The following is a 22,643-nucleotide window of genomic DNA, read 5'->3' as shown; positions in this document are numbered from 1 at the left end:
GTCACCGGCAACGCACCGCCCGGCCGCGAGGCGCCGTCATTCGCGCATCGCGATGCCGTCGCGTCAGTTCGAGCTCGGCTCTAACGTCGAGCCACGGACCACGAGGCTGGTGGGAACGATGCGCGAGGGGGCGGCCTCCGGCGATCTCCGCACGTGGTCGAGCAGTAGACGGGCCGCCGCCTCACCCATCTCCCGCATCGGCTGGCGGATGGTGGTCAGCGCCGGATAGGTGTACGACGCCACCTCGACGTCGTCGAACCCCACCACGGCGACGTCCCGCGGAATCTTGAGGCCCGCCTCGTGCAGGGCCGCGATCACGCCGGCGGCCAAGGGGTCGTTGTGCCCGAAGACCGCGTCGAACTCCACGCCGTCCGCGAGAGCTTGCGCCACCGCGCTCCGGCCGTCGTCGAACAGGAAGTCGCCGCAGATGATTCTGCGCGGGTCGAGTTCGATCCCGGCCTGCGCATACGCGTCGACGAAACCGCCCAACCGTTCCTGCGTGCACCCGTACTCATCAGGACCGGTCACCACCAGAGGGCGACGGCGACCGAGGTGTAGCAGGTGGCGCGCCGCCTGCTCACCGCCCTCCCGGTTGGTGGTGGCCACGTAAGGGAATCCCGGCCGCTGGAAGCGGTCGTCGATCAGCACCACCGGCAGTCCGGCCTCGTGCAGTTCCGTGATGGACCCCAGGGCCCCCTCGGGCTCTATCACCAGCAGCCCGTCGAACGACTTGGCAGCGACCTGCAGGCCCAGCCTGCGCAGTGACTCCTCACCGCGGTTCCAGGTCAGGATCCGCAGCCCGAAGCCCTCGGCCTCCAGCGTTTCGACGACCGCCTGCACTATGCCGGCCCAGGCCCAGGCCAAGTCAGGGACCAGCATGCCGATCATCTGTGTCGTACCGCGTGCGAGCCCCACTGCCCCGGCGCTCGGCACATAACCGAGTTCCGATATCGCCTTGCGGACCTTCAAGACGGTGTTCTCGTTGATCTCGCCCTTGCCGTTCAGCACCCGAGAGACCGTTGTCTTGCTGACCCCGGCCCGCGTCGCCACGTCGGCGATAGTGACTCCCATGTCACCTCCCCTCCCTTCCTGCAGAGGCGGAAGACGTCCTCCCGCACCGAAGGGCCGATCGTACAGAGGAACGTGGAACCGGTACCGGAATCGGTTCCGGAACCGGTTTCGGTAGCGGTTCCGGCAGTGAAGCACCGACAGGCCCGACCGGTCAACAGGTCGGAAACAAGTCGTTTACCGGCCCGTCTCGGCGTCGACGATGAGGCCGAAGCTTGCCGGACGGCCTCCGCCCACCCCTCCGACCTGGGCGGTCATCGAACCCGACCCCCACTGCCAACGGGTCGGCGCGGTTCGCGACCACCGACGACAGCCGGTGAACTGCCGGTCATACCGGAGCAATCGCGCCCGGACCGTTGACGCGGAGGGCGGATTGGGCTCCATAATCGGGCACTCGATGTCATCGATGACACAAGTCAACGATGACACCCCGAGCCGTCGCCACGGATGGTCGGCCTCGGCCCGGGGTGCACTTTCGGTCCGTCGCGCAGAAGCCGCAGTCACCACTGCGCGGACGGCCCCGGGACAAGGAGACACCATGAGCTCTGCACGCGTTTCCCGGCTTGCCCGCATACGGATGATGGCGGCGGTGGCGACCGTCTGCGCCCTGTCCGCAGCCCCGCTGGCCCCCCAGGCCGTCGCCGCGGACACCCCGCCGTACACCGAGACCTACAGACCCCAGTTCCACTTCACGCCTGAGAAGAACTGGATGAACGACCCCAACGGCCTCGTCTACTACAAGGGCGAATACCACCTCTTCTACCAGTACAACCCGAACGGCAACTCCTGGGGTGACATGTCCTGGGGCCACGCGGTGAGCAAGGACCTCGTGCACTGGAAGCACCTGCCGCTCGCCCTGTCGCACGACGACGAGGAGATGGTGTTCTCCGGCAGCGCGGTCGTCGACTGGAACAACACCACCGGCTTCGGCACGAAGAAGAACCCGCCCATGGTGGCGATCTACACCAGCGCCTACAAGGACGGCGGCAAGCAGGCCCAGTCGCTCGCCTACAGCACCGACCGAGGCCGCACCTGGACCAAGTACCAGGGCAATCCCGTCATCGACATCGGCTCCGACAACTTCCGCGACCCCAAGGTCCAGTGGCACGCGCCGACCAAGAGCTGGCTGATGACGGTGTCGCTGTCCGCCGAGCACAAGGTGCAGTTCTACTCGTCCAAGAACCTCAAGGACTGGAAGCTGCAGAGCGAGTTCGGTCCGGCCGGTGCGACGGGCGGTGTCTGGGAGTGCCCCGACCTGTTCCCCCTCGCGGTCGACGGGGACAAGAAGAAGATCAAGTGGGTCCTGGTCGTCAACATCAACCCCGGTGGTATCGCGGGCGGTTCGGCCGCCCAGTACTTCGTCGGCGACTTCGACGGCAAGAAGTTCACCGCCGACGACAAGGGCACCTACACACCGCCCACCGGCGAGGTCGTACAGGACTTCGAGGGTGCCGGCTTCGGTGAGTGGACGACGACCGGAACCGCGTTCGGCCAGGGCCCGGCCGCCGGGGCGGTGGACGGGCAGGGAACCGTCGGGGGCTTCGACGGGAAGGGCCTCGCCAACAGCTTCCACGGCGGTGACGGCGCCACCGGCATCCTCACCTCCCCCTCCTTCACCGTCGGCAGCCCTTACCTCAACTTCAAGATCGGCGGCGGTCGGCATCCGCACGAGGCCGGAACCGTCCTGGACAGCACTCCGCCCGAGGGCACGGTCCTCGCCGACTTCGAAGGCGGCACCTACGGCGACTGGACGGCGACCGGGGACGCCTTCGGCACCGCACCGGCCACCGGCGCCCTTCCCGGCCAGCAGAGTGTCTCCGGCTTCCTGGGGAATGGCCTGGCCAACACCTTCCTGAACGGCGACTCCACCACCGGCACCCTCACGTCGCCCGAGTTCACCATCGACAAGAAGCACATCAACTTCCTCGTCGGCGGCGGCAACCATCCGGCCGGCTCCGACAACCCGACCGCCGTCGAGCTCCTCGTGGACGGCCAGGTCGTCCGCAGCGCCACCGGAAGGGACGCCGAGGCACTCAACTGGGCCTCCTGGAACGTCGGCGACCTCGCCGGCAAGAAGGCGCAGATCAGGATCGTCGACGACAACACCGGCGGCTGGGGCCACCTCAACGTCGACCACATCGTGCTGTCCGACACCCAGGCCGCGCGCGTCTCGCAGGAAACGTCCGTCAACCTGCTCGTCGACGGCAAGGTCGTCCGCAGCGCCACCGGCGCCGACAGCGAAACCCTGGACTGGGCGTCGTTCGACATGCGCCCGTACGAGGGCAAACAGGCGCAGATCCAGGTCGTCGACATGAACACCGGCGGCTGGGGCCACGTCATGGCCGACCAGTTCACGGCCGCCGACAAGCCCGCCAAGTCCGTCGTGCAGCGCGCCGACTGGGCCGACTACGGCAAGGACTACTACGCGGCGGTGTCCTGGGAGAACGCCCCGGGCGGCAAGCGCTACATGATCGGCTGGATGAACAACTGGGACTACGGCCAGTCCATCCCCACCTCCCCGTGGCGCAGCGCGCAGAGCGTTCCCAGGGAGATGGCCCTGCGCACCGTCGACGGCCGAATCCGGCTGACCAGCAAGCCGGTGGGCAGCCTGGAGTCGCTCCGGCAGAAGCGCCCGGCGACGGCGTCCGACGTCACCGTCAAGAGCACCTCCAAGCCCCTGACGGGCCCGGGGGCCACGGGCAAGGCGCTCGACATCGAGGCGACGTTCTCCCTCAAGGACGCCGACCGCTTCGGCCTGAAGGTGCGCACCGGCGCGGGCGGCGAGGAGACCGTCATCGGCTACGACGCCACCACCCAGGAGCTGTACGTCGACCGCACCCGCTCCGGCGCCGGCGACTTCAACAGCACCTTCCCCGGCGTCCAGACCGCACCCCTCAAGGCCGAGAACGGCAAGGTCAAGCTGCGCATCCTCGTCGACTGGTCGTCCGTCGAGGTCTTCGGCGGCAACGGTGAGGCAGTGATCACCGACCAGATCTTCCCCGACCCCTCCAGCACCGGCGTCGAGGTGTTCGCCGAGGGCGGCACCGCCACCCTCGACCACCTGCGGGCGTGGCAGCTGGGGTCCATCTGGCGGTGACGCCCCGGGGCCCGTGCGCCGGTCGGCCAGGAGCTGCTTCCGGCGCGGGGGGGACGAGGAAGGCCCGCATGACCCGGCGGCAGAGAGCGGCGTTGGGGGCGGTGAGGTGGGCGAACGGGTTGTAGTCGCTGGAGGTCACCTCGCCATATTCTTCCACCGCGGTCACGGACTCACTTGGGAGTTGCGAACACGCACTCCGCCCAGACCGTCTTGCCCGGACCTCCGGGCCGGAGGTGCCAGCCCCAGCGGGTGGCGAGCGCCGCGACGAGAAGCAACCCTCGGCCGCCGGTGTCCTGCGAGCCGGGGGCGGACAGCGCTTCCGGTTCGGGCGGCGTGCGTTCGGTACGGGTGTCGGTGACCTCGATCCTGCTCGTGCGAGCGGGTGCGCTCGCACGGAGGAGCAGTTGGAAGTCCCGGCTGGGGACATGGCCGTGCCGTACGGCGTTGGCGGTCAGCTCGCCCACGACCAGCACGATCTCTTCGTGCTGGTCGGTGCCGTACGGGATGCCCCAGGTGTCCAGCCGGTGCGAGGCCAGTCTGCGGGCGAGGCGGGCGCCCCGTGGGGTGGAGGTGAAACGCATCTCGAAGGTGCGGCTCAAGTCATCGCCGGGGAACCTGGGTTGTGAGGTGCCGACGGGGCTGGGGAGTTGGCTCGTCATGCCGACAACGGTGTCCCCGGTCGCGTAGCGTGACCAGTGGTGACGCACCGACGCGGGCCGTTGTACGCGTGGTGGCGGTACGGGTACCAGGTGCGCGGCGTGACGAGGCCGCCGGGACGGCGTCGGGCCAGGGAGGCGGTAGCGATGACCGAGGGTACGGACGAGAGGGCCGAGACCGTGCCGGGGGACGACGCGGGACAGGCGACGGCGGACACGTCCGGCCAGGCCGTGGTCGTCGCGTTCGGGCAGACGATGAAGACACTGCGGGTGCGGGCGGGCCTGGAGCGAGAGGATTTCGGACGCCGGATCGGATACTCGGCGTCCACGGTCGCGTCCTACGAGCAGGGCCGGCGGATCCCCTCCCCCAGGACCATCGAACGGGCGGACGAGGCCCTGGACGCGGGCGGGCTGCTGACGGTGTGGAAGGAGCAGGTGGAGCGGGCTCAGTATCCGGTGTTCTTCCAGGGGATGGCAGCCTTGGAGAAGGAGGCCATCGAGTTGCTCGCGTACGACACGCTCATGGTCAAGGGCCTGCTTCAGACTGAGGAGTACATGAGGGCGGTACTGGCTATGCGTCGGCCGCCTCTGGACCAGGAGACCATCGAGCAGCGCGTGGCCGCTCGGTTGGCTCGGCAGGATGTCTTCGACCGACAGCCCGCACCACTTCTCAGCTTCGTGATGGACGAGTCCGTATTGCGTCGTCGGCTTGGTGGAAAAGGACGTGCTGCGAGGGCAGTTGGAGCATCTGCTACTCGTCGGCCAGAAGCGAAACGTCGAAATCCAGGTCATGCCGCTCGACTGCGAGGAAAGCGCGGGCGTGGACGGGCCGTTCACGGTCGTCACGCGTGACGACGGCAAGAAGTTCGCGTACACCGAGGCGCAAGGATCCAGCACGCTTCAGACCGACCCGCAGCAGGCAGCGCTCGCCGCCGCCCGTTATGGGATCATCCGATCACAGGCTCTCACTCCGCGAGAGTCCCTGGAGTTCATCGAGAGGTTGCTGGGAGAGCTATGAACACCGCTGAGTCCTCGGCCGTCGCGTCCGGCCTCGCCTGGTTCAAGAGCAGCTACAGCGGAGCGGAGGGCGGCGACTGTATCGAGGTCGCGGCCGACATGGGAACAGTGCACATCCGTGACTCCAAGACCGTGGCCGGACCCGTCGTCCGCGTGTCACGTGAGGCGTGGGCGGGGTTCGTCGGGGAGGCCTGACGGTCGTACGTCAAGCGTGAGCCCTGCCGTCCGATCAAGCACGGCGGGGCTCACGCGCACCACCCCTACCTGGGCAGGTACGGGCTCGACTTCCCGTACCAGCTGATCCGCGGGGGGCCCACTTCCTCACTCTCGCCCGTCGACGACCCCGGATTCCCAGGCCCAAGCGGCGATCTCCACACGGTTGCGGGCAGAGAGCTTGATCTGCACGTTGGAGAGATGAGTCTTCACCGTGCCGACCGAGATGGTCAGTTCGGTGGCGATCTCGGCGTTGGTCAGCCCTCTGGCCACCAGGCGCACCAGGTCGATCTCCCGTGCGGACAGTGCGGTGTGCGGTTCCCGGGGGGTGGGGACGGCGCTGTTGAGGCGCCGCAGCAGCCGGACGGTGATGGCCGGGCTGACCAGCGCCTCGCCGGAGGCGGCCGCCCTGATGGCCTCGACGAGGAGGGCGGGGCCCGAGTCTTTGATCAGGAACCCGGAGGCGCCTTCGCCCAGGGCTCGCTGGACGTACTCGTCGTCGTCGAACGTCGTCACCACGACGACCTTCGGCGGATTGACGGTGCCGGGGCGGGTCAGTCTGCGCAGTGCCTCCAGCCCGTCCATGCGGGGCATGCGGATGTCCATCAGCACCACGTCGGGCCGGTTGCGCTCGGCGAGTTCCACCGCGTGTACCCCGTCCGTGGCCTCGCCGACGACGTCGATGTCGTCTTCCGCGGCGAGGATCATCGCGAACCCGGCACGGACCATGGCCTGGTCGTCGGCGATCAGCACACGGATCGTCATGACACCGCCGCCTTCGCCGGGGAGGCGGCCGGGGACACGGGGAGGGTCGCCTCGACGGCCCAGCCGCCGGCCGTCACCGGGCCCGCCTGGACGTCTCCGCCGATCAGGCCCACCCGCTCGGCCAGGCCCTTCAGCCCGAAGCCGCTCTGGGAGAGGTGACGCGGCCGTCCGTCGTCGCTGACCCGTACGGTGAGCCGGTCTCCCGAGTGGTCCACACGCACCCACACCTCGGTGCACCCGTGGGCGTGTTTGCGTACGTTGGTGAGGGCCTCCATCACCACCCGGTGCGCGGTGGTGGACACCTCGACCGGCAGGTCGTCGAGGTTCCCCTCCAGTTCGAGCCGGGCACGGGCGCCGCCGACGGCCGAGAACTCCTCGACGAGCGTACGCACTTCACCGATGCCCGCCAGCGGCGCCAGTGTCACTTCGCCGTCGGCCTCACGCAGCATCCCCACCATGTGCCGCATCGAGGCCAGTGCCTCCGAACCCGCCTGTTCGATCCGCTGCAGCGCTGGCGGTACGAGTTCGGGCCGCCGGCCGGCCATCGCCTGGGCCCCCTGCGCCTGCACGACGATGCCCGTCACGTGGTGGGCGACGAAGTCGTGCAGGTCCCTGGCGAACTCTGTCCGCTGCTCGAGGCGGAGGGCCGCCGCCTGCCGCCGCCGGTCCACCAGGAGCAGGCGCATGCCCAGGCCCATGCCCAGCGCCGTGACCGCTGCCAGGGCGAAGAGCAGCGCCATGATGGTGGTGGACTGCCGCACCGAGACCGACACCGGCCGCAGCACGATCGCCATGCCCAGCAGAGGGACGGCGAGCGCCACCCACGAGGGCTTCCCCCGTCGGGCGACAAGCAGCAGGAGCCACACCAGCGCCGCCGGCTCGGCGAATCCCAACGGCTGTGAGCTGCCCACCATTTCCAGGTGTATCCAGACCGAGAGGCACAGCGACCCGACCGCGCACACGCAGGCGGCCACCGGCAGCGCCCGGCTGTCGAGCCGGGGTGAGACGACGGCGAGAGCGACGATCACCAGGGCGCCGATCAGCTTGGCGGGGCCGTGGTAGGGGATCCAGTAGAGGCCGCCTGCCCAATCGAGCACGACAAGGCCGACCAGGGCTCCGCCGAGCAACATCCACGCCGTGACGGGCAGCATCCCTTCCGTGATGGGCAGTAACTGCGAACGTCCCGTCTCCCTTGTGGCCGTGGGGGTGGGCGCTTCGTCCGCCGCTCGCACCATCTCTCTCACCGTCCTTCCGGCGGACCGGCCGAAAGTCGGAGCCGGCCTCGCATGATCTGTCTTTCGCCCGATCCGCCGCGAGACGCCGCGGAGGAGAGTCGTGGTCACCGGGCGGCGTTCGCCGTTCATCACGCAAGGACCACGTCATGATCACGGCCGACATCACCTTAGTGGGGAGCCCCGGAGGATCCGGAGCCCGCGTCGGCGGCTTCCCGGCAGTGGTCGACCGTACCCAGCCGGCCCTCTCCCCCACACGCACAGGGCCGGCCCTCCTCCCCCACGCACAGGAGCCACACATGGACCACCCAGGGACGCATCGCGCAAACGGAACGGGTTTCGCACCCCGCGTCGGCGCATCGGCGATCGAGGCCCACGGGCTCGGCAAGCAGTACCGGCGCGGCTGGGCATTGCGGGACGTTTCCTTCCGGCTGCCGGCCGGACGGGTCTGCGGCCTCGTCGGCCCCAACGGCGCCGGCAAGAGCACCCTGATGGGACTGGCCACCAACATGATCCGGCCGACGACCGGCAGCCTGCGGGTGTTCGGCGCGGCACCGGGGTCGACGGAGTCGGTCCTGCGCACCGCGTTCCTCACCCAGGAGAAGCCGCTGTTCCGGCGCTTCACCGTGGCCGAGACCCTGCGCCTGGGCCGTGAGCTCAACCCCCGGTGGGACCAGGAGGTCGCCGAGGGCATCGTCCACGCGGGCCGGGTGCCGCTCAAAGCGAGGATCGGCACGCTGTCCGGCGGGCAGCGCACCCGCGTCGCCTTCGCCCTGGCTTTCGGCAAGCGCCCCGACCTGCTCATCCTCGACGAGCCGATGTCCGATCTGGACCCGCTGGTGCGCCGCGAACTCATGGCCACGCTGACGGCGGAGGCCGCCGAACACGGCACCACGGTCCTGGTGTCCTCGCACATGCTCGCCGAGCTGGAGTACATCTGCGACTACCTCCTCGTCGTCGCGGACGGAGGTCTCCGTCTCGCGGGCGAGGTGAACGAACTACGCGCCGCACACGCCCTGCTCGACATCCCCGGGGGCGGCTCGTTGCCCGCCGTCGCACCCCACACCGTCATCGAGCCCCGCCACGACGAGGGCCGGCCGGGCGTCCTGGTGCGGCTGGGCGCTCCGATCACGTCCGGCGGGCCGGTCACGCCTCCCACTCTGGAAGAGCTGCTGCTCGCCTATCTGCGCGCACCCGACGCGCCCTCGCTGATCGCCCCCAGCGCCCGCGTCGGCGACATCCACGACATCATCGCCCGCGACCGGCAGAAGGCTGTGACCGTATGACCACGCTCACTCACGACCCGGCCCACACGGCGCCCGCCGGGCGCCCGCAGAACGCACCGGGCTCCCGGCCGGCCGGCCCGAGGCTCGGCGGTACCGCCTGGCTCGTCTGGCGCCAGCACCGCGCCGCGTTCTGGACCCTCATCGCCCTCACCCTCCTGTGCGTGGCCGTGATGGTCCTTCTGCGCGGGCAGGTGGTGGACCACCTGGACGCGCACCCGCAGAAGTCCGGTGGCCTGCCGCCCGATTCCGAGAAGTACACGGCCCGGCTTTTCAGCTTCGGCGGATACCTGGGCTACGTCCCTCTCCTCACGGGTGTCCTGCTCGGTGCCCCGCTCATCGCGGGCGATCTGGAATCCGGCACCGCCAAGCTGGTGACCTCGCAGTCCGTCAGCCGGCTTCGCTGGCTCACCACGAAGCTCGCCTTGCCCGCCGCACTGATCACACTGTCCACCGCGGTAATCGCCGCCGTCTTCAACTGGTGGTGGAGCCCGGTCAAGGGACGGTCCGGCACACTGGAGTGGACCAGCGGCGCGTTCTTCGACGTCACCGGGGTGATGCCGGTGGCCTACGCCCTGATGACGTTCGCCGTGGGCGTGGCGGCCGGCATGCTCCTGCGCCGCACGCTGGTGTCGATGGTGGTAACGCTCGGCATCGTCGTGGCGATCGGGGTCGTCTGGGACCGGTTCCGGCTGGACCTGGGCAACCTCCTGTCGGTCAGCACGGACAAGGGAGTCGGACCCGGCGCCGCACGGCCGAAGCTGCCCGCCGGGGCGGTGCAGCAGGGAGAGGGCACCTACTTCCTCACCAGCTCCGGAGCCCGTCTGGACTGGACCGCCTGCCTCGACAAGATCGACAACGACCGGGCGCACACCGCCTGCCTGGAGTCCAAGCACGTCATCGGCTGGTCCATCGACTACCTCCCCATCTCCCAGATGCACACGATGCAGTGGCTCGGAGCGGGCATCATGCTCGGCGTCGCCGCCGCCGTCGTCACCTTCATCATCGTCTGGGGCCGCAAGCGCCTGCTGTGACGTCCCGGCAGGAAGAAGCCAGGGGCCCGACTCCGAGGAGTCGGGCCCCGTCATTCCGATCACCAGCACCTGCCGGGGGCGGACGATATCCCGAGGCCCAGGCAGTGCGGCAGGTTCTTGCTGTTGAGGCATCGAAGAACGCTCCTCGTGGAAGGTGGTGCTCACGAGGCAGGAGAGCAGAAACCATCTCGGCTTCGGCCAGTCCGAGCAGCACGAGGGCCAGGACCTGAGCCTCGCGGCTCACTCGAGGAACTTCGCTCAACTCCTCGACCACTGGGGACTGTCCCGCCCCAGCGTCGTGGCTCACGACATCGGCGGGGCGGTAGCGCTGCGGACCCTGCTGCTGGAGGAGAGGAACTCCGGGACCTGACCCTCTTCGACGCGGTGAGCGGCGGCGAGTGGGAGCGGGGACTGTTCCGGCTCTTCCTGGACCACGAGGAAGTCTTCCGCAAGCTTCCGGCCTACGCCCACGAAGCGCTGGTCGACGTCGAAGCACCGTTCCCTGGGCTCCTTCTGCGACTCCCTGCTGGCCCAGGTCCGCCCGAGCGACACCGACGCCGTCGCCGTGATTACCCTGCGCACGCCCCCTATCGCACAGGAGCAATGACGCGTAATGCCGCGCGCACATATCGCGGGCGAGGGGTGAGCCGCCACCGGCAACCCTGCTCACACCGCTGATTGGACTGTCCTCGGGCCAAGCAGAGTCCCGCGGGACCATCCGCACCCTGATCACCCTGCCTGGGCTCTCGTCCTGCGGGACCACGGGGAGCGGGAAGGGCGGTGCGTATGAAGGACGAGCAACGCCAGGGCACCGGTCGCCGCGGACCAGGTGAGGGAGAGCAGCCCGTGGGACCAGGGAGTGTGCGGGGTCAGGGCTGAGCTCAGCGCCAGCTGGTTCACGCCGTACAGGGGAAGCGCGGACACGCCCGCCACATCCATGAGCGTGTTGAAGACGGGATTCTGCAGGCCGGTGTCGACCAGGCTGAGCATGATGATGAGGAAGAAGCCCTCCAGCTCGCCGCGGACCAGAGAGCCGAGCAGAAGCCCGATGCCGCCGTAGACGAGGCCGGCGCCCGCAAGGGCCAGCGCCAGGGGTGCCGCATGGCGTACGGGCAGAGAGATCCACAGCAGGATCGTCGTGTAGAGGGCCAGCAGGGTGGCGGTAAGGGCGACGGCAGCGAGTTTGGCCAGCAGTATCGGCAGCCGCGGGTACCCGGCCAGCAGCAGACGGCGGTCCATCTCCCGCGATTGGAAGGTCTCGGTGAAGGCGATGAAGCCGGCGACCATGGTGATGGCGCCCAGCGCACTGGCCACCTGGCCCACCTGGCTGGCCGGAGCGGAGACGGGGCCGCTGATGGCGTCCAGCCGGATACGCACCACTTGGCCGGAGGTGCACAAGCGCGCCACGAAAATCCAGATGGGGATGAACGCGACCGCCAGAACCAGGGCCAGCCGGTTGCGCAGGTGGCCCAGCAGAGTGCACCGCAGCAGTTCGGTGAATGCCGTCCAGGAGAGCCTCAACGGTTCGACTCCTCGAAGTGCAGACGCCCCTGGCGCAGATGAGCGATCGCGTCGAAGTGGTGCAGGTCGTGCAGCAGGTGCGAAACCACGATGATCGACCGGCCCTGATCACGCAGATCGGCGGCCAGGGCCCAGAACCGCTGATGAGTGTCCCAGTCGAAACCCTGGTAGGGCTCGTCCAGGACCAGCAACTGCGGATCGTGCATGAGAGCGATCAGCAGGTTCAGCTTCTGTCGCGTTCCACCACTGAGCTCGCCGACCTGCTGTCGCCGGCAACCGGTCAGCGCCAGCAGCTCCATCAGCTCGCCGGCGCGCTCCAGCGTCGGCAACCGATAGGCCATCTGGAACAACCGCAGATGCTGTCCGACGGTGAACGCATCGTTGAGCACCGCCTGTTGCGGGCAGTACCCCACCGCCCCGGTCCGTGTCACCGTTCCGCCGTCGGGCGCAAGGTGTCCCACGGCGATCTGCAACAGAGTGCTCTTGCCCGCACCGTTCTCGCCGACGACTCCCACCAGCGTCCCGGCAGACACGTCAAGATCCACATCGCGCAGGACCTGCCTGCCGCCGAACGCCTTGCAGACTCCGCTGATCCGCAGCCGTGGCCGGTGGCACGTCATCATTGCCTGCACATGATCCCCTCGAAAGGTCGGACAGGTGGAGCGAGCCGACCCTGAGCCCGCCGCGGGGGCCGGTGCCGCGCGGGCTCATGTCCCCCGGCCTGCCCGGCTCATGACCGCTCAGCCGCGTCCGGCCCGGACAGTCCCGACGGTCCGGCCCTCGGCGGACCGATCCGCCGCGCGAGGCGGCGCGCTGCTGCCCGGTGTCCAACGAGTCCGTACCGCTGGTGTAACGGCAGCCACCCGCTGTTCCGTTGAGCAGCCGACGTCACCACTTCACAGGCTTTGCGCCTCCCCGTCGAGCGTGACCCGCTCCGCGGTCCGCCGTTGTAGGAGGCGATGTCCTCGACACCGCAGCAAAACCTCAGCGCTCCCACGATCGTGATCGGAGCGGGCCCCCACGGCCTGGCGGCCGCCGCGCTACTGCGCCGCTCCGGGGTGCCGGCCGTGATCCTGGAACGATCGGACCGGGTGGGAGCGAGCTGGGCGCAGCGCTACGACCATCTACGCCTGCACACCATTCCCGGCACCTCGAGCCTCCCCGGCCTGTCGGTGCCGCGCCGAGCGGGCCCGTGGGTGAGCCGGGACGACTATGTGCGCTACCTGGAGAGCTACGTCATCCATCACCGACTCGACGTCCGGGTGAACACCCTGGTGCAGCGCATCGAGCGGGCCGAGCCGGGTTCGGGAGCGCAGTGGATGGTCCACATCCCCGACGGCCCAGTGACTGCTGGTGCGGTCGTGGTGGCCACCGGCCGCTGCCACACCCCGAACGTCCCGGACTGGCCCGGACATTCGGCCTTCACCGGCACGCTGCTCCACTCGGCCCACTACCGCTCTCCGGCCCCCTACCGCGTGCGGGACGTCCTGGTGGTCGGCGCCGGTAACAGCGGTACCGAGATCGCCGGTGTCCTCGCCGGGGCGGGAGCCGCACGGGTACGGATCGCGGTCCGTACCCCACCCAACATCCTGCCCCGCTCCAGCGCCCGGTGGCACGCGGTCGGTCGGCTGACGGAGGCCCTCCCGCTCGCGTGGCGCGACCGCACTTCCCTGCTCATGCAACGTCTCGCGGTGCCCGACCTGACCTCACGGGGACTGCCGCGGCCCCGCACCGGCCTGTACACCCGCAATGCCCGCGAAGGGGTCAACCCGGTGCTCGACCACGGCTTCGTGGACGCCGTCCGGTCCGGGCGGGTCGAGCCGGTCGCAGCCGTCCAGGCGTTCGACGGCCCCGACGTGTTACTGGCCGACGGCACCCGACTGCAACCCGACACAGTCATCGCCGCCACCGGGTACCAGCCCAACCTGCACAACCTGGTCGGGTCCCTGGGCGTACTCGACGAGGACGGGCACCCCCTCGCCGTGGGGGCACAGACCCATCCAGAGGCCTCGCGCCTGTACTTCACCGGATACACCAATCCCCTCACCGGTGTCCTTCGACAAGCGGGCATCGAAGCGCGCGCCATCGCGCAGGAGTTACGGCGCGAGACGGTGCGGGCCCCCCTTCCCTCGCCCCGCGCTGGCTACCACACTGCCGACCCCCTCCACAGAGGGCACGCTTCGAGTTGACGGGGCCTCGGAAGCTCGGCCCTTCAGCGGCGTGCCCCCGCAGGGCGAGTGGATGGCGTCGCGCCTACGGCGACACAGTCCCGGTCCTGGGAGGACGCATTCCCCCAGCTCGCCTCCCGCACGATGGCGGCCGCGTGACGGACATGCCGAAGCTGCACGCCCGGCTCCTGGCACGAATCTGAACCGTGAGGGCTGGTCCTGTCTCCACGGCGGTCTCGAACTGAGGGCGACACGCAGGCCCATGACGAGCCTCCAGGAGAACCGCCGACATGTCCGCGTGCGTCTTGATCTACGGTGCCATCAGTCACCTGGAACGGGGAGAGGCCGTGCAGCAGACCAGGACAGCGCTCGCGGAGCGAATCGCCGAGCAGAGAAGCGGAGTCGGTGACCCTCGTGCGCTGGTCGGTGAGATGCGGCGCTCGGTCCTCCTGGTGCCCACGACCGGCGGAGGCCTCTGGTCGGCGCGGTCGGGAGGGGTGCGGTGGATCTGCGGGTTCACCGGCGAGGCCGCACTGGCCCGGTTCGCCCTGCTGCACGCGTCCGGTGATCAGCCCATGGACTACGCGGCGCTGTTGGGCGCGCGCATCGTCGACGAGGTCGTGCCGTCCTTGGGCGAGCCCGCCGGCCTGGCCGTCGACATCGCCACCGACGACGGGTCGATGTTCTTCCCACCGGTCGTCGGCATCGTCGCGGACGGCGTCGCCGTCGACTCCGGCGAGGCGGAGGAGGGGCGCGGCCATGGGCGCTGACGGGACCGATCTGCAGTTCGACAAGGCGTCTGTCGCGAAGTTCACGCAGGGCGTGGGCGCGACCATCGACGGCCTCGGTGATCTGGGCGGCGCCACCGGTTCGGTGCTGGGCAAGGGTTTTTCGGAGCTGGCGATGACCGGGATGGAGGCCGGGCACCACGGCCTCTCGGTCGACTTCGAGGACTTCTGCGAGCGTTGGGAGTGGGGTGTGCGGGCCCTGGTGGGCGACGCCAGCGCGCTCGCGAACCGCCTCGGGCTGGCGGCGGGCACCCAGTGGGAGCACGACCAGTACGTCGAGGGCACGCTGAAGGTGGGCGTCAACTCCGTGATGGGCGGCAACCCGCATGCCACCGAGGAGGAGATCACCCAGCAGGGCTGGGGCGACGTCATCACGCCGGACTACCTGAACCCGGACTGGAGCGCGGAGTCGTTCGACAAGGCGGGTGAGGACATCGAGCAGACGTGGAAGGACACCGGCCGCACGGTTCTCACCGAGGGCGAGGGCGGCCGGCGGTCGCAGGCGATCATCGACGCGTCGGGGGTCTCCGAGGACCAGTGGAACCAGGCGCTGGACAACACCTTCGGGCCCTCGCCCGAGGAACGCGCCCAACAGGCGCAGCAGCAGGGTGAGTCCGGGGGGAACTGACGGTGGGTGTAGGCGACTTCCTCAGTGACATCACGCCCGACTCGGTCGAGAACGCGGTCGAGGACGGTGTCGAATGGGCGGGCAACCGGGTCGAGGACGCCGGCAACTGGACCGCCGACCGGCTGCAGGACGTCGGCTGGGAGTCCGGTGCCGACTGGGTGCGCGAGCAGTCCCGTTCGGTCGCCAACCGCATGGGCGCCGAGGTCGACGAGATGGACCTCGGGCAGACCGAGGACAAGACCAAGCTGATCTACGGCAGCCCCAGCAAGATCGCTGCCACCGCCGAAAAACTCCGGGCCTTCCAGACGGCCTTCGACGACGCCGGTGACGGTCTCAAGGGCCTGGACTCCTCCCGGCTCAAGGGCGAGACGGCCCAAGCGCTGCGCACCGCGGTGAGCACCCAGCCGCCCAAGTGGTACGCCGCCGCCGACGCCTGCGCGAAGGCGCTCGGCGCGCTCGACGCGTACGCCGGCACGGTCACCTGGGCGCAGGCACAGGCGCAGACGGCGATCGACAAGTGGAAGGAGGGCGTCAAGGCCTCCGAGGACGCCGCGGACGCCCACCGCAAGAAGGTCGACGGCTACAACACCGCCGTCGACCGCTACAACGCCCAGCCCGCCGACAAGCGCGATCCGTCCTCGCTCCCGCCCAGGCCCGCGGCGACGTTCGAGGACCCCGGCAAGAAGCTGATGCAGGAGGCGCAGGACATCCTCGCCGAGGCCCGCAAGCAGCGGAACTCGGCGGCGGAGACGGCGCGCACCGCGGTCCGCGCCGCCCGCGACATGGCCCCGCAGAAGCCCTCCTATGCCGAGCAACTGGTCGGCGGGCTGCAGGAGTTCCAGATCATGGGCGACCATGTCGGCGGCGGCATCATCAAGGGCACGGCGGGCATCCTCAACTTCGTCCGCAGCGTCAACCCCGTCGATCCGTACAACCTCACGCATCCGGCCGAGTACGCCACATCCCTCAACAGCCTGGCCGCCGGGCTGATCGTCGCCGCCAACGACCCGGTCGGCACCGGCAAGCAGATGGTCAGCGACTTCATGAAGGACCCGGCCGAGGGTTTCGGCAGGCTGATTCCCGACCTCGCGCTGACCGCCGCCACCGGTGGCGGCGGTGCCGCGGTGAAGGGCATCCGCATCGCCGAGGAGGCCGCCGACGCCGCACGGGTGCGCAAGCTGGTCGACGACGCCCCCGACGGCACCCACAACCGCCCCGACGGCGAGCGCACCACCGACGGCACCGACCCGGTCGACCTCGCCTCCGGCCGGATGTTCCTGCCCCAGACCGATGTCGAACTGCCCGGCATCCTGCCGCTGGTCTTCACCCGCCGCACCGAGTCCGGCTGCGCGGCCGGCCGCTTCCTGGGCCCTTCCTGGACCTCCACCGTCGACGAACATCTGCGCATCGACGCGATAGGCGTGCTCCACGTCACCGCCGACGGGCTCCTGATCCCCTACCCGCACCCGGCCCCCGGCGCGCCCACCACCCCGTCATCGGGCAGAGGCCGCACCCTGCTGGCCCGCGACGCCGACGGCGACTACACGGTCACCGACCCCGACAGCGGCCTGATCTCCCACTTCACCGCCCCGCCCGGCAGCGAACCGGGAGACGACGGAACCGCCTGGCTGACATCCGAAACCGACCGCAACGGCCACACGATCACCATCGACCGCACCGACGACGGCCTGCCCCTGGCCCTGGTCCACTCGGCCGGTCACCAGGTGAAGCTGTCCGTCACCGACGGCCTGGTCACCGCCCTCTCCCTGGCCGGCGCGGGCGAAGGCGGCGCCGACCTGCCCCTGATGCACTACGGCTACCAGGACGGCAACCTCACCACCGTCACCAAACCCTCCGGTGCCACCACCACCTTCGTCTACGACGACCGCCGCCGCGTCATCGCCTGGATCGACTCCAACAACAGCCGCTACGACTACGTCTACGACGACCGCGACCGCGTCATCGCCGAAGGCGGCCAGGCCGGCCACGTGCAGATCACCCTGACCTACACCGAACCCGACCCCGAAACCGGCCACCGCACCACCACACTCACCACCGCCGACGGGCACGCGACCCGCCACGTGTTCGGCCCCGGCTGCCACCTCCTGGCCACCACCGACCCGCTCGGCCACACCACCCGCTTCACCTACGACGCACGCGGCCACCTCCTGACCTGCACCGACCCACTCGGTCGCACCACCCTCTACTCCTACGATGAGGACGGCTGGCTCATCGCGGTGACTCGGCCCGACGGCACCGGATCGCGCATCGTGCGCGGCCCGCTTGGACTGCCGGTGGAGTTCCACGAGCCGGACGGCACCTGCCGCACACAGGACTTCGACGAGCGCGGCAATCGGATCAGAATCACCGACGCGGCTGGCCACGCCACCTGCTACGCCTACGACGACGCCGGCCGCATCATCTCCGTCACCGACCCCCTCGGCGCCACGACCCAGGTGGTCTGCGACGCCGCCGGCCTGCCGGTGGAGGTCACCGACCCGGCCGGCGGCACCACCCGCGTGGGACGCGATGCTCTCGGCAGACTCGTAAGCACCGTCGACCCTGTGGGCAGGGTCACCAGTCTCACCTGGAACGCCGACGGACAACTCGCCCGCCGAACGGCCGCGGACGGCGCCACCGAGTCATGGACCTACGACGGTGAGGGCAACTGCCTGACCCACACCTCCCCGGCTGGAGGAGCGACCCGGTTCGAGTACACCCACTTCGACCTACTCGCCGCCCGCACCGGGCCGGACGGCGCCCGCTACGCGTTCGAGTACGACACCGCCCTACGCCTCACCCGTGTTACCAACCCACAAGGTCTGGGCTGGAGCTACCGCTACGACGCGGCCGGCCGCCTGGTCTCGGAAACCGACTTCGACGAGCGAACCATCGACTACCGCCTCGACGCGGTAGGGCAGTTGACCACGCGGGTCGACCCGCTCGGTGACTTCATCTCCTTCACTCACGACGAGCTGGGCCGTGTCACCTGCAAGGATGCCTCCGGACGGACGACCAGCTACGCGTACGACCCGGCCGGGCGCCTCCTGCGGGCTTCCGGCCCGGACGGCGAGCTGATCCGGCAGTACGACCGGCGCGGCCTGATCAAGACGGAACTCATCGACGGCCGCGCCACCATCTTTCGCTACAACGCCGTGGGCCGTCGCGTAGGACGTGTCACCCCCACCGGCCATGTCACCACCTACACCCATGACAAGGCAGGCCGCCCCCGCCTCCTGACCACTGGTGGTCAGGAGGTCACCTTCGCCCATGACGCGGCAGGCCGTGAACTGTCCCGCGTCTTCGGCTCCCTCACCGTCACCTCGGCCTGGGACGAAGCCGGGCGTCTGTCCGCCGAGCACCTGATGACCGACGGACGCGAGCTCAACAGCCGCACCTACACCTACCGCGCCGACGGTCACCTCTCCGTGGTCTCCGACCGGTTGTCGGGCACCCGCACCTTCGGCCTCGACCCGGTCGGCCGTGTCACCGCCGTGACCGCCGACGACTGGAGCGAACGGTACGCCTACGACGCGTGCGGCAATCAGGTCTCCGCCTCTTGGCCCGCCTCCCATCCAGGCCAGGAAGCCACCGGAGCCCGGACGTACCACGGCACTTCCCTCACCCACGCCGGAGGTGTGCGCTACGAACACGACGCCCAAGGCCGCGTCACCCTGCGCCAGAGGACCCGCCTCTCCCGCAAACCCGACACCTGGCGCTACGAGTGGGACGCCGAGGACCGCCTCACCTCCGTCATCACTCCCGACGGCACCCGCTGGCGCTATCGCTACGACCCACTGGGTCGCCGCACCGCCAAGCAACGCCTGGCTTCCGACGGCGAGACGGTCGTCGAGGAGGTCCGCTTCACCTGGGACGGCACCACCCTGTGCGAGCAAATCACGGCGTCGCAGGACCTTGCCCATCACGTGGCGCTCACCTGGGACCACCGCGGCCTGACCCCAATGGCCCAAACCGAACGGATCCTCACCGCGGATGCCCGCCAGGAGGAGATCGACCGGCGGTTCTTCGCCATCGTCACCGACCTTGTCGGTGCCCCCACCGAACTTGTCGACGAGTCCGGCGACATCGCCTGGCGCACCCGCAGCACGCTCTGGGGCACCACGGCCTGGTCCCGGGACAGCAGCACCTACACTCCTCTGCGCTTCCCCGGTCAGTACTACGACCCCGAAACCGGACTCCACTACAACTACTTTCGCCACTACGACCCTGAGACCGGCCGCTACACGGCTCCGGACCCCCTCGGCCTCACACCCGCGCCCAATCCGGTCACCTACGTTGACAACCCCCACACAGGCGCCGACCCACTGGGACTCTCGCCGAACTACCAAGTGGGCCAGACCCTGGGCGACACATCAAACCTGAGTGGGTGGATTCCCACAAAGGTTCCGGCGGAGTCCGAGGCGGTCCTCCGTGACATTCGCGAGTTCGGTGTCGAGGCTCAGGGCGCGGGCCCTCAACGCATGGGACCGTCCATCCCCAAGCCATTCGAGAACAGCGGAAAGGGCGGCGCCTACAAACTCCCCGAATTCGACAGCCAGGGAAACAATATCCGCTATACGGAATGGGGCACGGTACAGTCGATCGACAACCCGAAGTGGGGCGGTGAGAGGGTCGTGACCGGATCGGACGGATCGGCGTACTACACTCCGACGCATTATCAGACGTACATCGTGATGGAGACCGGCCGATGATCAACGCCACCTGGTGGGAACGGAACGAAGAAGAAACCTGTGTCGTCCCGACCGACTCCTCGCTCTCCGTTGCACGCGCCCTGCCTCCCACCGGACTGATCTACTCGGCCCGGATGCGAGGACAGGAAATGCACGACTCCGACGGGGTGTTCACTCAGTTCTACGAGGCACTGCGCCTCCCGGACTACTTCGGCTGGAACTGGAACGCACTACGGGACTGCCTGACCGATCTGCACTGGATCAACGCAAAGCATTTCCTCCTTACCATCGATGACGCCGACGCCGCGCTTTCCAGGAGCGTCGAAGAACGTGAAATCCTCTTCCGTGCCCTGAACGACGCCGTTAAGTTCTGGGCGGGAAAGCCCGAGCTTCCGGGCCAGGAGAAGATCACCTTTCAGGCCGTACTGTTGTGCCCGCCCGATGCCCAAGAGGGACTACTCCACGAAATCAGGAACTCTTGAGGCCTGCTTCACGTCTTTCGTTTCAGACGGTGAGCTGTTGGCTTCGATCGCCGATGCCGGCAAATGGCACAACGGGCCCTCACCTCGTAACTCGTCGGTGATCACCACGACTTTGTACCGCGCCGATCGATACGCGACCGCCTCCTGTTCCGATAGCAGGCAGGACGGTCTGCCATCGTGCATGACCATCGATGACGCCGAACGCCGCGCTTTCCAGGAGCGTCGAAGAACGTGAAACCCTCTTCCCTAAGACTTGTCCCGTGACTGCTGGTCACGGGTTAGGTGATCTTGTTGTGGCTGTGTGATTACGGCGTCGGAGCCGTCCTGGATAGCCCCGTTCACCGGGCTGAGCCCGCGTCAGTTCGGGAAGCTGATCACCGCGTTGCGGCGCGAGGGTGCGGACCTGGTGCGCAAGGGCCGGCCGTGGAGCCTGCCGCTGGAGGACCGTGTGCTGCTGGTCGCCGCCTACTGGCGGACCAACCTGACGCTGCGCCAACTGGCCCCGCTGTTCGGAGTGTCGAAGTCGGCCGCATCATGGCCACCTCGGACCTGCGCTCGCCCTCCAGCAACGCAGGCGGTTCCGCAAGGACGCCGTGCTGATCGTGGACGGCACCCTGGTCCCCACCCGCGATCACCAGGTCGCCGAGCAGTCGAAGAGCTACCGCTACTCGACCAACCACCAGGTCGTCATCGACGCCGACACCCGGCTCGTCGTCGCCGTCGGCCGCCCGTTGCCCGGCAACCGCAACGACTGCAAGGCGTGGGAACCGTCCGGCACGAAGGGCGCCGTCGGCAAGACAACGGTCATCGCGGACGGCGGCTACCGCGGCACCGGCCTGGTCATCCCGCACCGCCGCGAACCCGGCCAGGCCGAACTCCCTGACTGGAAAGAGGAACACAACACCTCCCACCGCAAAGTCCGCGCTAGCGTCGAGCACACCTTCGCCCGCATGAAGACCTGGAAGATCCTCCGCGACTGCCGCCTCAAGGGCGACGGCGTCCACCACGCCATGCACGGCATAGCCCGCCTGCATAGCCCTTAGACAGGGAACTTCACGCCGGTGAGGTCCTCGGAGACCGTCCACAGGCGTTGCTGGACGGTCCGGTCGTGGGACTCCGGACTGGACTCGACGACCTTCGGGTGTCCTCGGGTGCCGCCCATCCGGTCGGGGCCGTAGTACTGGCCGCCGCGGACGGCGGGGTCGGTGGCCGCGCGCAGGGTCGGCAGGGCGCCCATCTCCGGCTTCTGGCTCATCAAGGGCCCGATCACGGGGGCGATCACCCGCATCGCGGGGGGGATGTTGCGCACGAGGTCGGTATTGGCCAGGCCCGGGTGTGCGGCCACCGAGATCGTGGTGCTGAGCGAGCCGAGGCGGCGTTGCAGTTCGTAGGTGAACATCAGGTTCGCCAGCTTCGACTGCCCGTAGGCCGCGACGCGGCTGTAGTCCCGCTCCGACTGCAGGTCGTCGAATTGGATGGCGGCCCGGGCGCGGTGGGCGAGGCTGCTGACCGTCACCACCCGCGAGCCCTGCACGGGCAGCAGCAGGTCCAGCACCAGCCCGGTGAACGCGAAGTGCCCGAGGTGGTTGGTGCCGAACTGCAGCTCGAACCCGTCGCGGGTGGTCTGCTTCGGCGGGTACATCACACCGGCGTTGTTGATCAGCAGGTCGATCCCCCTGTGTGTGCCGTGCAGGTCGGCCGCGACGGCGCGGACCGACTCCAGTGATGTCAGGTCCAGCTCCTGCACGGTGACGTCGCCGGATATGCGGGCGGCCGCCTGCCTGCCCTTCTCGACGTCCCGCACGGCCAGCACCACCGTCGCCCCGTGTTCCGCCAGAGCACGGGCGGTCTCAAAGCCCAGGCCGGTGTTGGCGCCGGTCACGACCGCCACCCGCCCCTTCTGCTCGGGGATGTCTCGCTCGGTCCACTTCATGTCAGTCTCCTTATAGACCGATGGTCTCTTGTCGTCCCGACAGTAAGAGACCGACGGTCTGCTGTCA

General features: G+C 69.0%; 17 protein-coding genes and 2 pseudogenes. 12 read left to right on the top strand and 7 right to left on the bottom strand.

Translation table 11 applies throughout. The features are described from left to right. Positions 1–63: 63 nt before the first annotated feature. Positions 64–1,071, bottom strand: coding sequence for a substrate-binding domain-containing protein (locus ACFY9S_RS22930; protein ID WP_391131439.1), 1,008 nt, complete (start codon positions 1,069–1,071; stop codon positions 64–66). A 535-nt stretch (positions 1,072–1,606) separates the two neighbouring features. Between ACFY9S_RS22930 and ACFY9S_RS22925 the strand changes: the two genes are divergently transcribed. Further along, on the top strand, positions 1,607–4,165 hold the full coding sequence (locus tag ACFY9S_RS22925) for a GH32 C-terminal domain-containing protein (RefSeq protein ID WP_391131437.1): 2,559 nt from the start codon (positions 1,607–1,609) through the stop codon (positions 4,163–4,165). A gap of 170 nt (positions 4,166–4,335) precedes the next feature. Here the strand turns inward: ACFY9S_RS22925 and ACFY9S_RS22920 are convergent, their stop codons facing one another. Then, a complete protein-coding gene (locus tag ACFY9S_RS22920) occupies positions 4,336–4,824 on the bottom strand; it encodes an ATP-binding protein (RefSeq protein WP_391131435.1) in 489 nt (162 codons plus the stop codon). 144 nt (positions 4,825–4,968) lie between these two features. Here ACFY9S_RS22920 and ACFY9S_RS22915 point away from each other — a divergent pair. Both ACFY9S_RS22915 and ACFY9S_RS22910 read left to right on the top strand, forming a co-directional pair. After that, positions 4,969–5,839: pseudogene (locus tag ACFY9S_RS22915) on the top strand (helix-turn-helix domain-containing protein). Beyond that, positions 5,836–6,033 carry a DUF397 domain-containing protein gene (locus tag ACFY9S_RS22910; RefSeq protein WP_102913385.1) on the top strand — a complete coding sequence of 66 codons (198 nt, stop codon included), beginning with the start codon at positions 5,836–5,838 and terminating at the stop codon, positions 6,031–6,033. The pseudogene ACFY9S_RS22915 and the gene ACFY9S_RS22910 overlap by 4 nt, the downstream one beginning before the upstream one ends. A gap of 126 nt (positions 6,034–6,159) precedes the next feature. Here ACFY9S_RS22910 and ACFY9S_RS22905 read toward each other — a convergent pair whose 3' ends face one another. Together ACFY9S_RS22905 and ACFY9S_RS22900 are read right to left on the bottom strand one after the other, a co-directional pair. After that, complete coding sequence (locus ACFY9S_RS22905) at positions 6,160–6,816, bottom strand: response regulator (protein ID WP_391131433.1); 657 nt, start codon at positions 6,814–6,816, stop codon at positions 6,160–6,162. Then, positions 6,813–7,967, bottom strand: a complete 1,155-nt coding sequence (locus tag ACFY9S_RS22900) for a histidine kinase (RefSeq protein WP_391131431.1) — start codon at positions 7,965–7,967, stop codon at positions 6,813–6,815. Before ACFY9S_RS22900 ends, ACFY9S_RS22905 begins: the two co-directional genes overlap by 4 nt. Before the next feature lie 380 nt (positions 7,968–8,347). Here ACFY9S_RS22900 and ACFY9S_RS22895 point away from each other — a divergent pair, with 380 nt between their 5' ends. From ACFY9S_RS22895 to ACFY9S_RS22885, 3 genes are all read left to right on the top strand, one after another. Next, positions 8,348–9,334, top strand: coding sequence for an ATP-binding cassette domain-containing protein (locus ACFY9S_RS22895; RefSeq protein ID WP_391131429.1), 987 nt, complete (start codon positions 8,348–8,350; stop codon positions 9,332–9,334). Then, positions 9,331–10,365: an ABC transporter permease subunit gene (locus ACFY9S_RS22890; RefSeq protein WP_391131427.1), complete on the top strand. Its 1,035-nt coding sequence runs from the start codon at positions 9,331–9,333 to the stop codon at positions 10,363–10,365. Before ACFY9S_RS22895 ends, ACFY9S_RS22890 begins: the two co-directional genes overlap by 4 nt. Positions 10,366–10,522: 157 nt before the next feature. Continuing rightward, positions 10,523–10,735, top strand: a complete 213-nt coding sequence (locus ACFY9S_RS22885; protein WP_391131425.1) for an alpha/beta fold hydrolase — start codon at positions 10,523–10,525, stop codon at positions 10,733–10,735. A gap of 359 nt (positions 10,736–11,094) precedes the next feature. Here the strand turns inward: ACFY9S_RS22885 and ACFY9S_RS22880 are convergent, their stop codons facing one another. Together ACFY9S_RS22880 and ACFY9S_RS22875 are read right to left on the bottom strand one after the other, a co-directional pair. After that, positions 11,095–11,886: a hypothetical protein gene (locus tag ACFY9S_RS22880; RefSeq protein WP_391131423.1), complete on the bottom strand. Its 792-nt coding sequence runs from the start codon at positions 11,884–11,886 to the stop codon at positions 11,095–11,097. Further along, positions 11,883–12,509, bottom strand: coding sequence for an ATP-binding cassette domain-containing protein (locus tag ACFY9S_RS22875; RefSeq protein WP_391131624.1), 627 nt, complete (start codon positions 12,507–12,509; stop codon positions 11,883–11,885). Before ACFY9S_RS22875 ends, ACFY9S_RS22880 begins: the two co-directional genes overlap by 4 nt. Positions 12,510–12,845: 336 nt before the next feature. Between ACFY9S_RS22875 and ACFY9S_RS22870 the strand changes: the two genes are divergently transcribed. The 6 genes and pseudogenes from ACFY9S_RS22870 (at position 12,846) to ACFY9S_RS22845 (ending at position 21,686) form a co-directional block, all read left to right on the top strand. Beyond that, the gene (locus tag ACFY9S_RS22870) at positions 12,846–14,075 is read left to right on the top strand and encodes an NAD(P)-binding domain-containing protein (protein ID WP_391131421.1); all 1,230 of its coding nucleotides are present in this window, start codon (positions 12,846–12,848) and stop codon (positions 14,073–14,075) included. Between the two features lie 326 nt (positions 14,076–14,401). After that, positions 14,402–14,824: a hypothetical protein gene (locus ACFY9S_RS22865; protein ID WP_391131622.1), complete on the top strand. Its 423-nt coding sequence runs from the start codon at positions 14,402–14,404 to the stop codon at positions 14,822–14,824. Further along, complete coding sequence (locus ACFY9S_RS22860; protein ID WP_391131419.1) at positions 14,814–15,470, top strand: hypothetical protein; 657 nt, start codon at positions 14,814–14,816, stop codon at positions 15,468–15,470. The genes ACFY9S_RS22865 and ACFY9S_RS22860 overlap by 11 nt, the downstream gene beginning before the upstream one ends. 2 nt (positions 15,471–15,472) lie before the next feature. After that, on the top strand, positions 15,473–20,182 hold the full coding sequence (locus ACFY9S_RS22855) for a putative T7SS-secreted protein (RefSeq protein ID WP_391131417.1): 4,710 nt from the start codon (positions 15,473–15,475) through the stop codon (positions 20,180–20,182). Then, positions 20,179–20,643, top strand: a complete 465-nt coding sequence (locus ACFY9S_RS22850; protein ID WP_391131416.1) for a barstar family protein — start codon at positions 20,179–20,181, stop codon at positions 20,641–20,643. The genes ACFY9S_RS22855 and ACFY9S_RS22850 overlap by 4 nt, the downstream gene beginning before the upstream one ends. A 301-nt stretch (positions 20,644–20,944) precedes the next feature. After that, positions 20,945–21,686 (top strand): annotated as a pseudogene (locus ACFY9S_RS22845) (transposase). Here ACFY9S_RS22845 and ACFY9S_RS22840 read toward each other — a convergent pair. Beyond that, positions 21,683–22,576: an oxidoreductase gene (locus tag ACFY9S_RS22840; protein ID WP_391131414.1), complete on the bottom strand. Its 894-nt coding sequence runs from the start codon at positions 22,574–22,576 to the stop codon at positions 21,683–21,685. The pseudogene ACFY9S_RS22845 and the gene ACFY9S_RS22840 overlap by 4 nt on opposite strands. Positions 22,577–22,643 lie beyond the last annotated feature (67 nt).

Origin of the sequence: Streptomyces sp. NPDC012474 (assembly GCF_042955185.1) — a bacterium.
Lineage (GTDB): Bacteria > Actinomycetota > Actinomycetes > Streptomycetales > Streptomycetaceae > Streptomyces > Streptomyces cahuitamycinicus.
This window is presented reverse-complemented; position numbering and strand designations above follow the sequence as displayed.

Excerpts from the sequence above, each read along its gene's own strand:
- ACFY9S_RS22930 (WP_391131439.1), bottom strand. The coding sequence starts at position 1,071 with ATGGGAGTCACTATCGCCGACGTGGCGACGCGGGCCGGGGTCAGCAAG.
- ACFY9S_RS22925 (WP_391131437.1), top strand. The coding sequence starts at position 1,607 with ATGAGCTCTGCACGCGTTTCCCGGCTTGCCCGCATACGGATGATGGCG.
- ACFY9S_RS22920 (WP_391131435.1), bottom strand. The coding sequence starts at position 4,824 with ATGACGAGCCAACTCCCCAGCCCCGTCGGCACCTCACAACCCAGGTTC.
- ACFY9S_RS22910 (WP_102913385.1), top strand. The coding sequence starts at position 5,836 with ATGAACACCGCTGAGTCCTCGGCCGTCGCGTCCGGCCTCGCCTGGTTC.
- ACFY9S_RS22905 (WP_391131433.1), bottom strand. The coding sequence starts at position 6,816 with ATGACGATCCGTGTGCTGATCGCCGACGACCAGGCCATGGTCCGTGCC.
- ACFY9S_RS22900 (WP_391131431.1), bottom strand. The coding sequence starts at position 7,967 with ATGCTGCCCGTCACGGCGTGGATGTTGCTCGGCGGAGCCCTGGTCGGC.
- ACFY9S_RS22895 (WP_391131429.1), top strand. The coding sequence starts at position 8,348 with ATGGACCACCCAGGGACGCATCGCGCAAACGGAACGGGTTTCGCACCC.
- ACFY9S_RS22890 (WP_391131427.1), top strand. The coding sequence starts at position 9,331 with ATGACCACGCTCACTCACGACCCGGCCCACACGGCGCCCGCCGGGCGC.
- ACFY9S_RS22875 (WP_391131624.1), bottom strand. The coding sequence starts at position 12,509 with ATGATGACGTGCCACCGGCCACGGCTGCGGATCAGCGGAGTCTGCAAG.
- ACFY9S_RS22870 (WP_391131421.1), top strand. The coding sequence starts at position 12,846 with ATGTCCTCGACACCGCAGCAAAACCTCAGCGCTCCCACGATCGTGATC.
- ACFY9S_RS22860 (WP_391131419.1), top strand. The coding sequence starts at position 14,814 with ATGGGCGCTGACGGGACCGATCTGCAGTTCGACAAGGCGTCTGTCGCG.
- ACFY9S_RS22850 (WP_391131416.1), top strand. The coding sequence starts at position 20,179 with ATGATCAACGCCACCTGGTGGGAACGGAACGAAGAAGAAACCTGTGTC.
- ACFY9S_RS22840 (WP_391131414.1), bottom strand. The coding sequence starts at position 22,576 with ATGAAGTGGACCGAGCGAGACATCCCCGAGCAGAAGGGGCGGGTGGCG.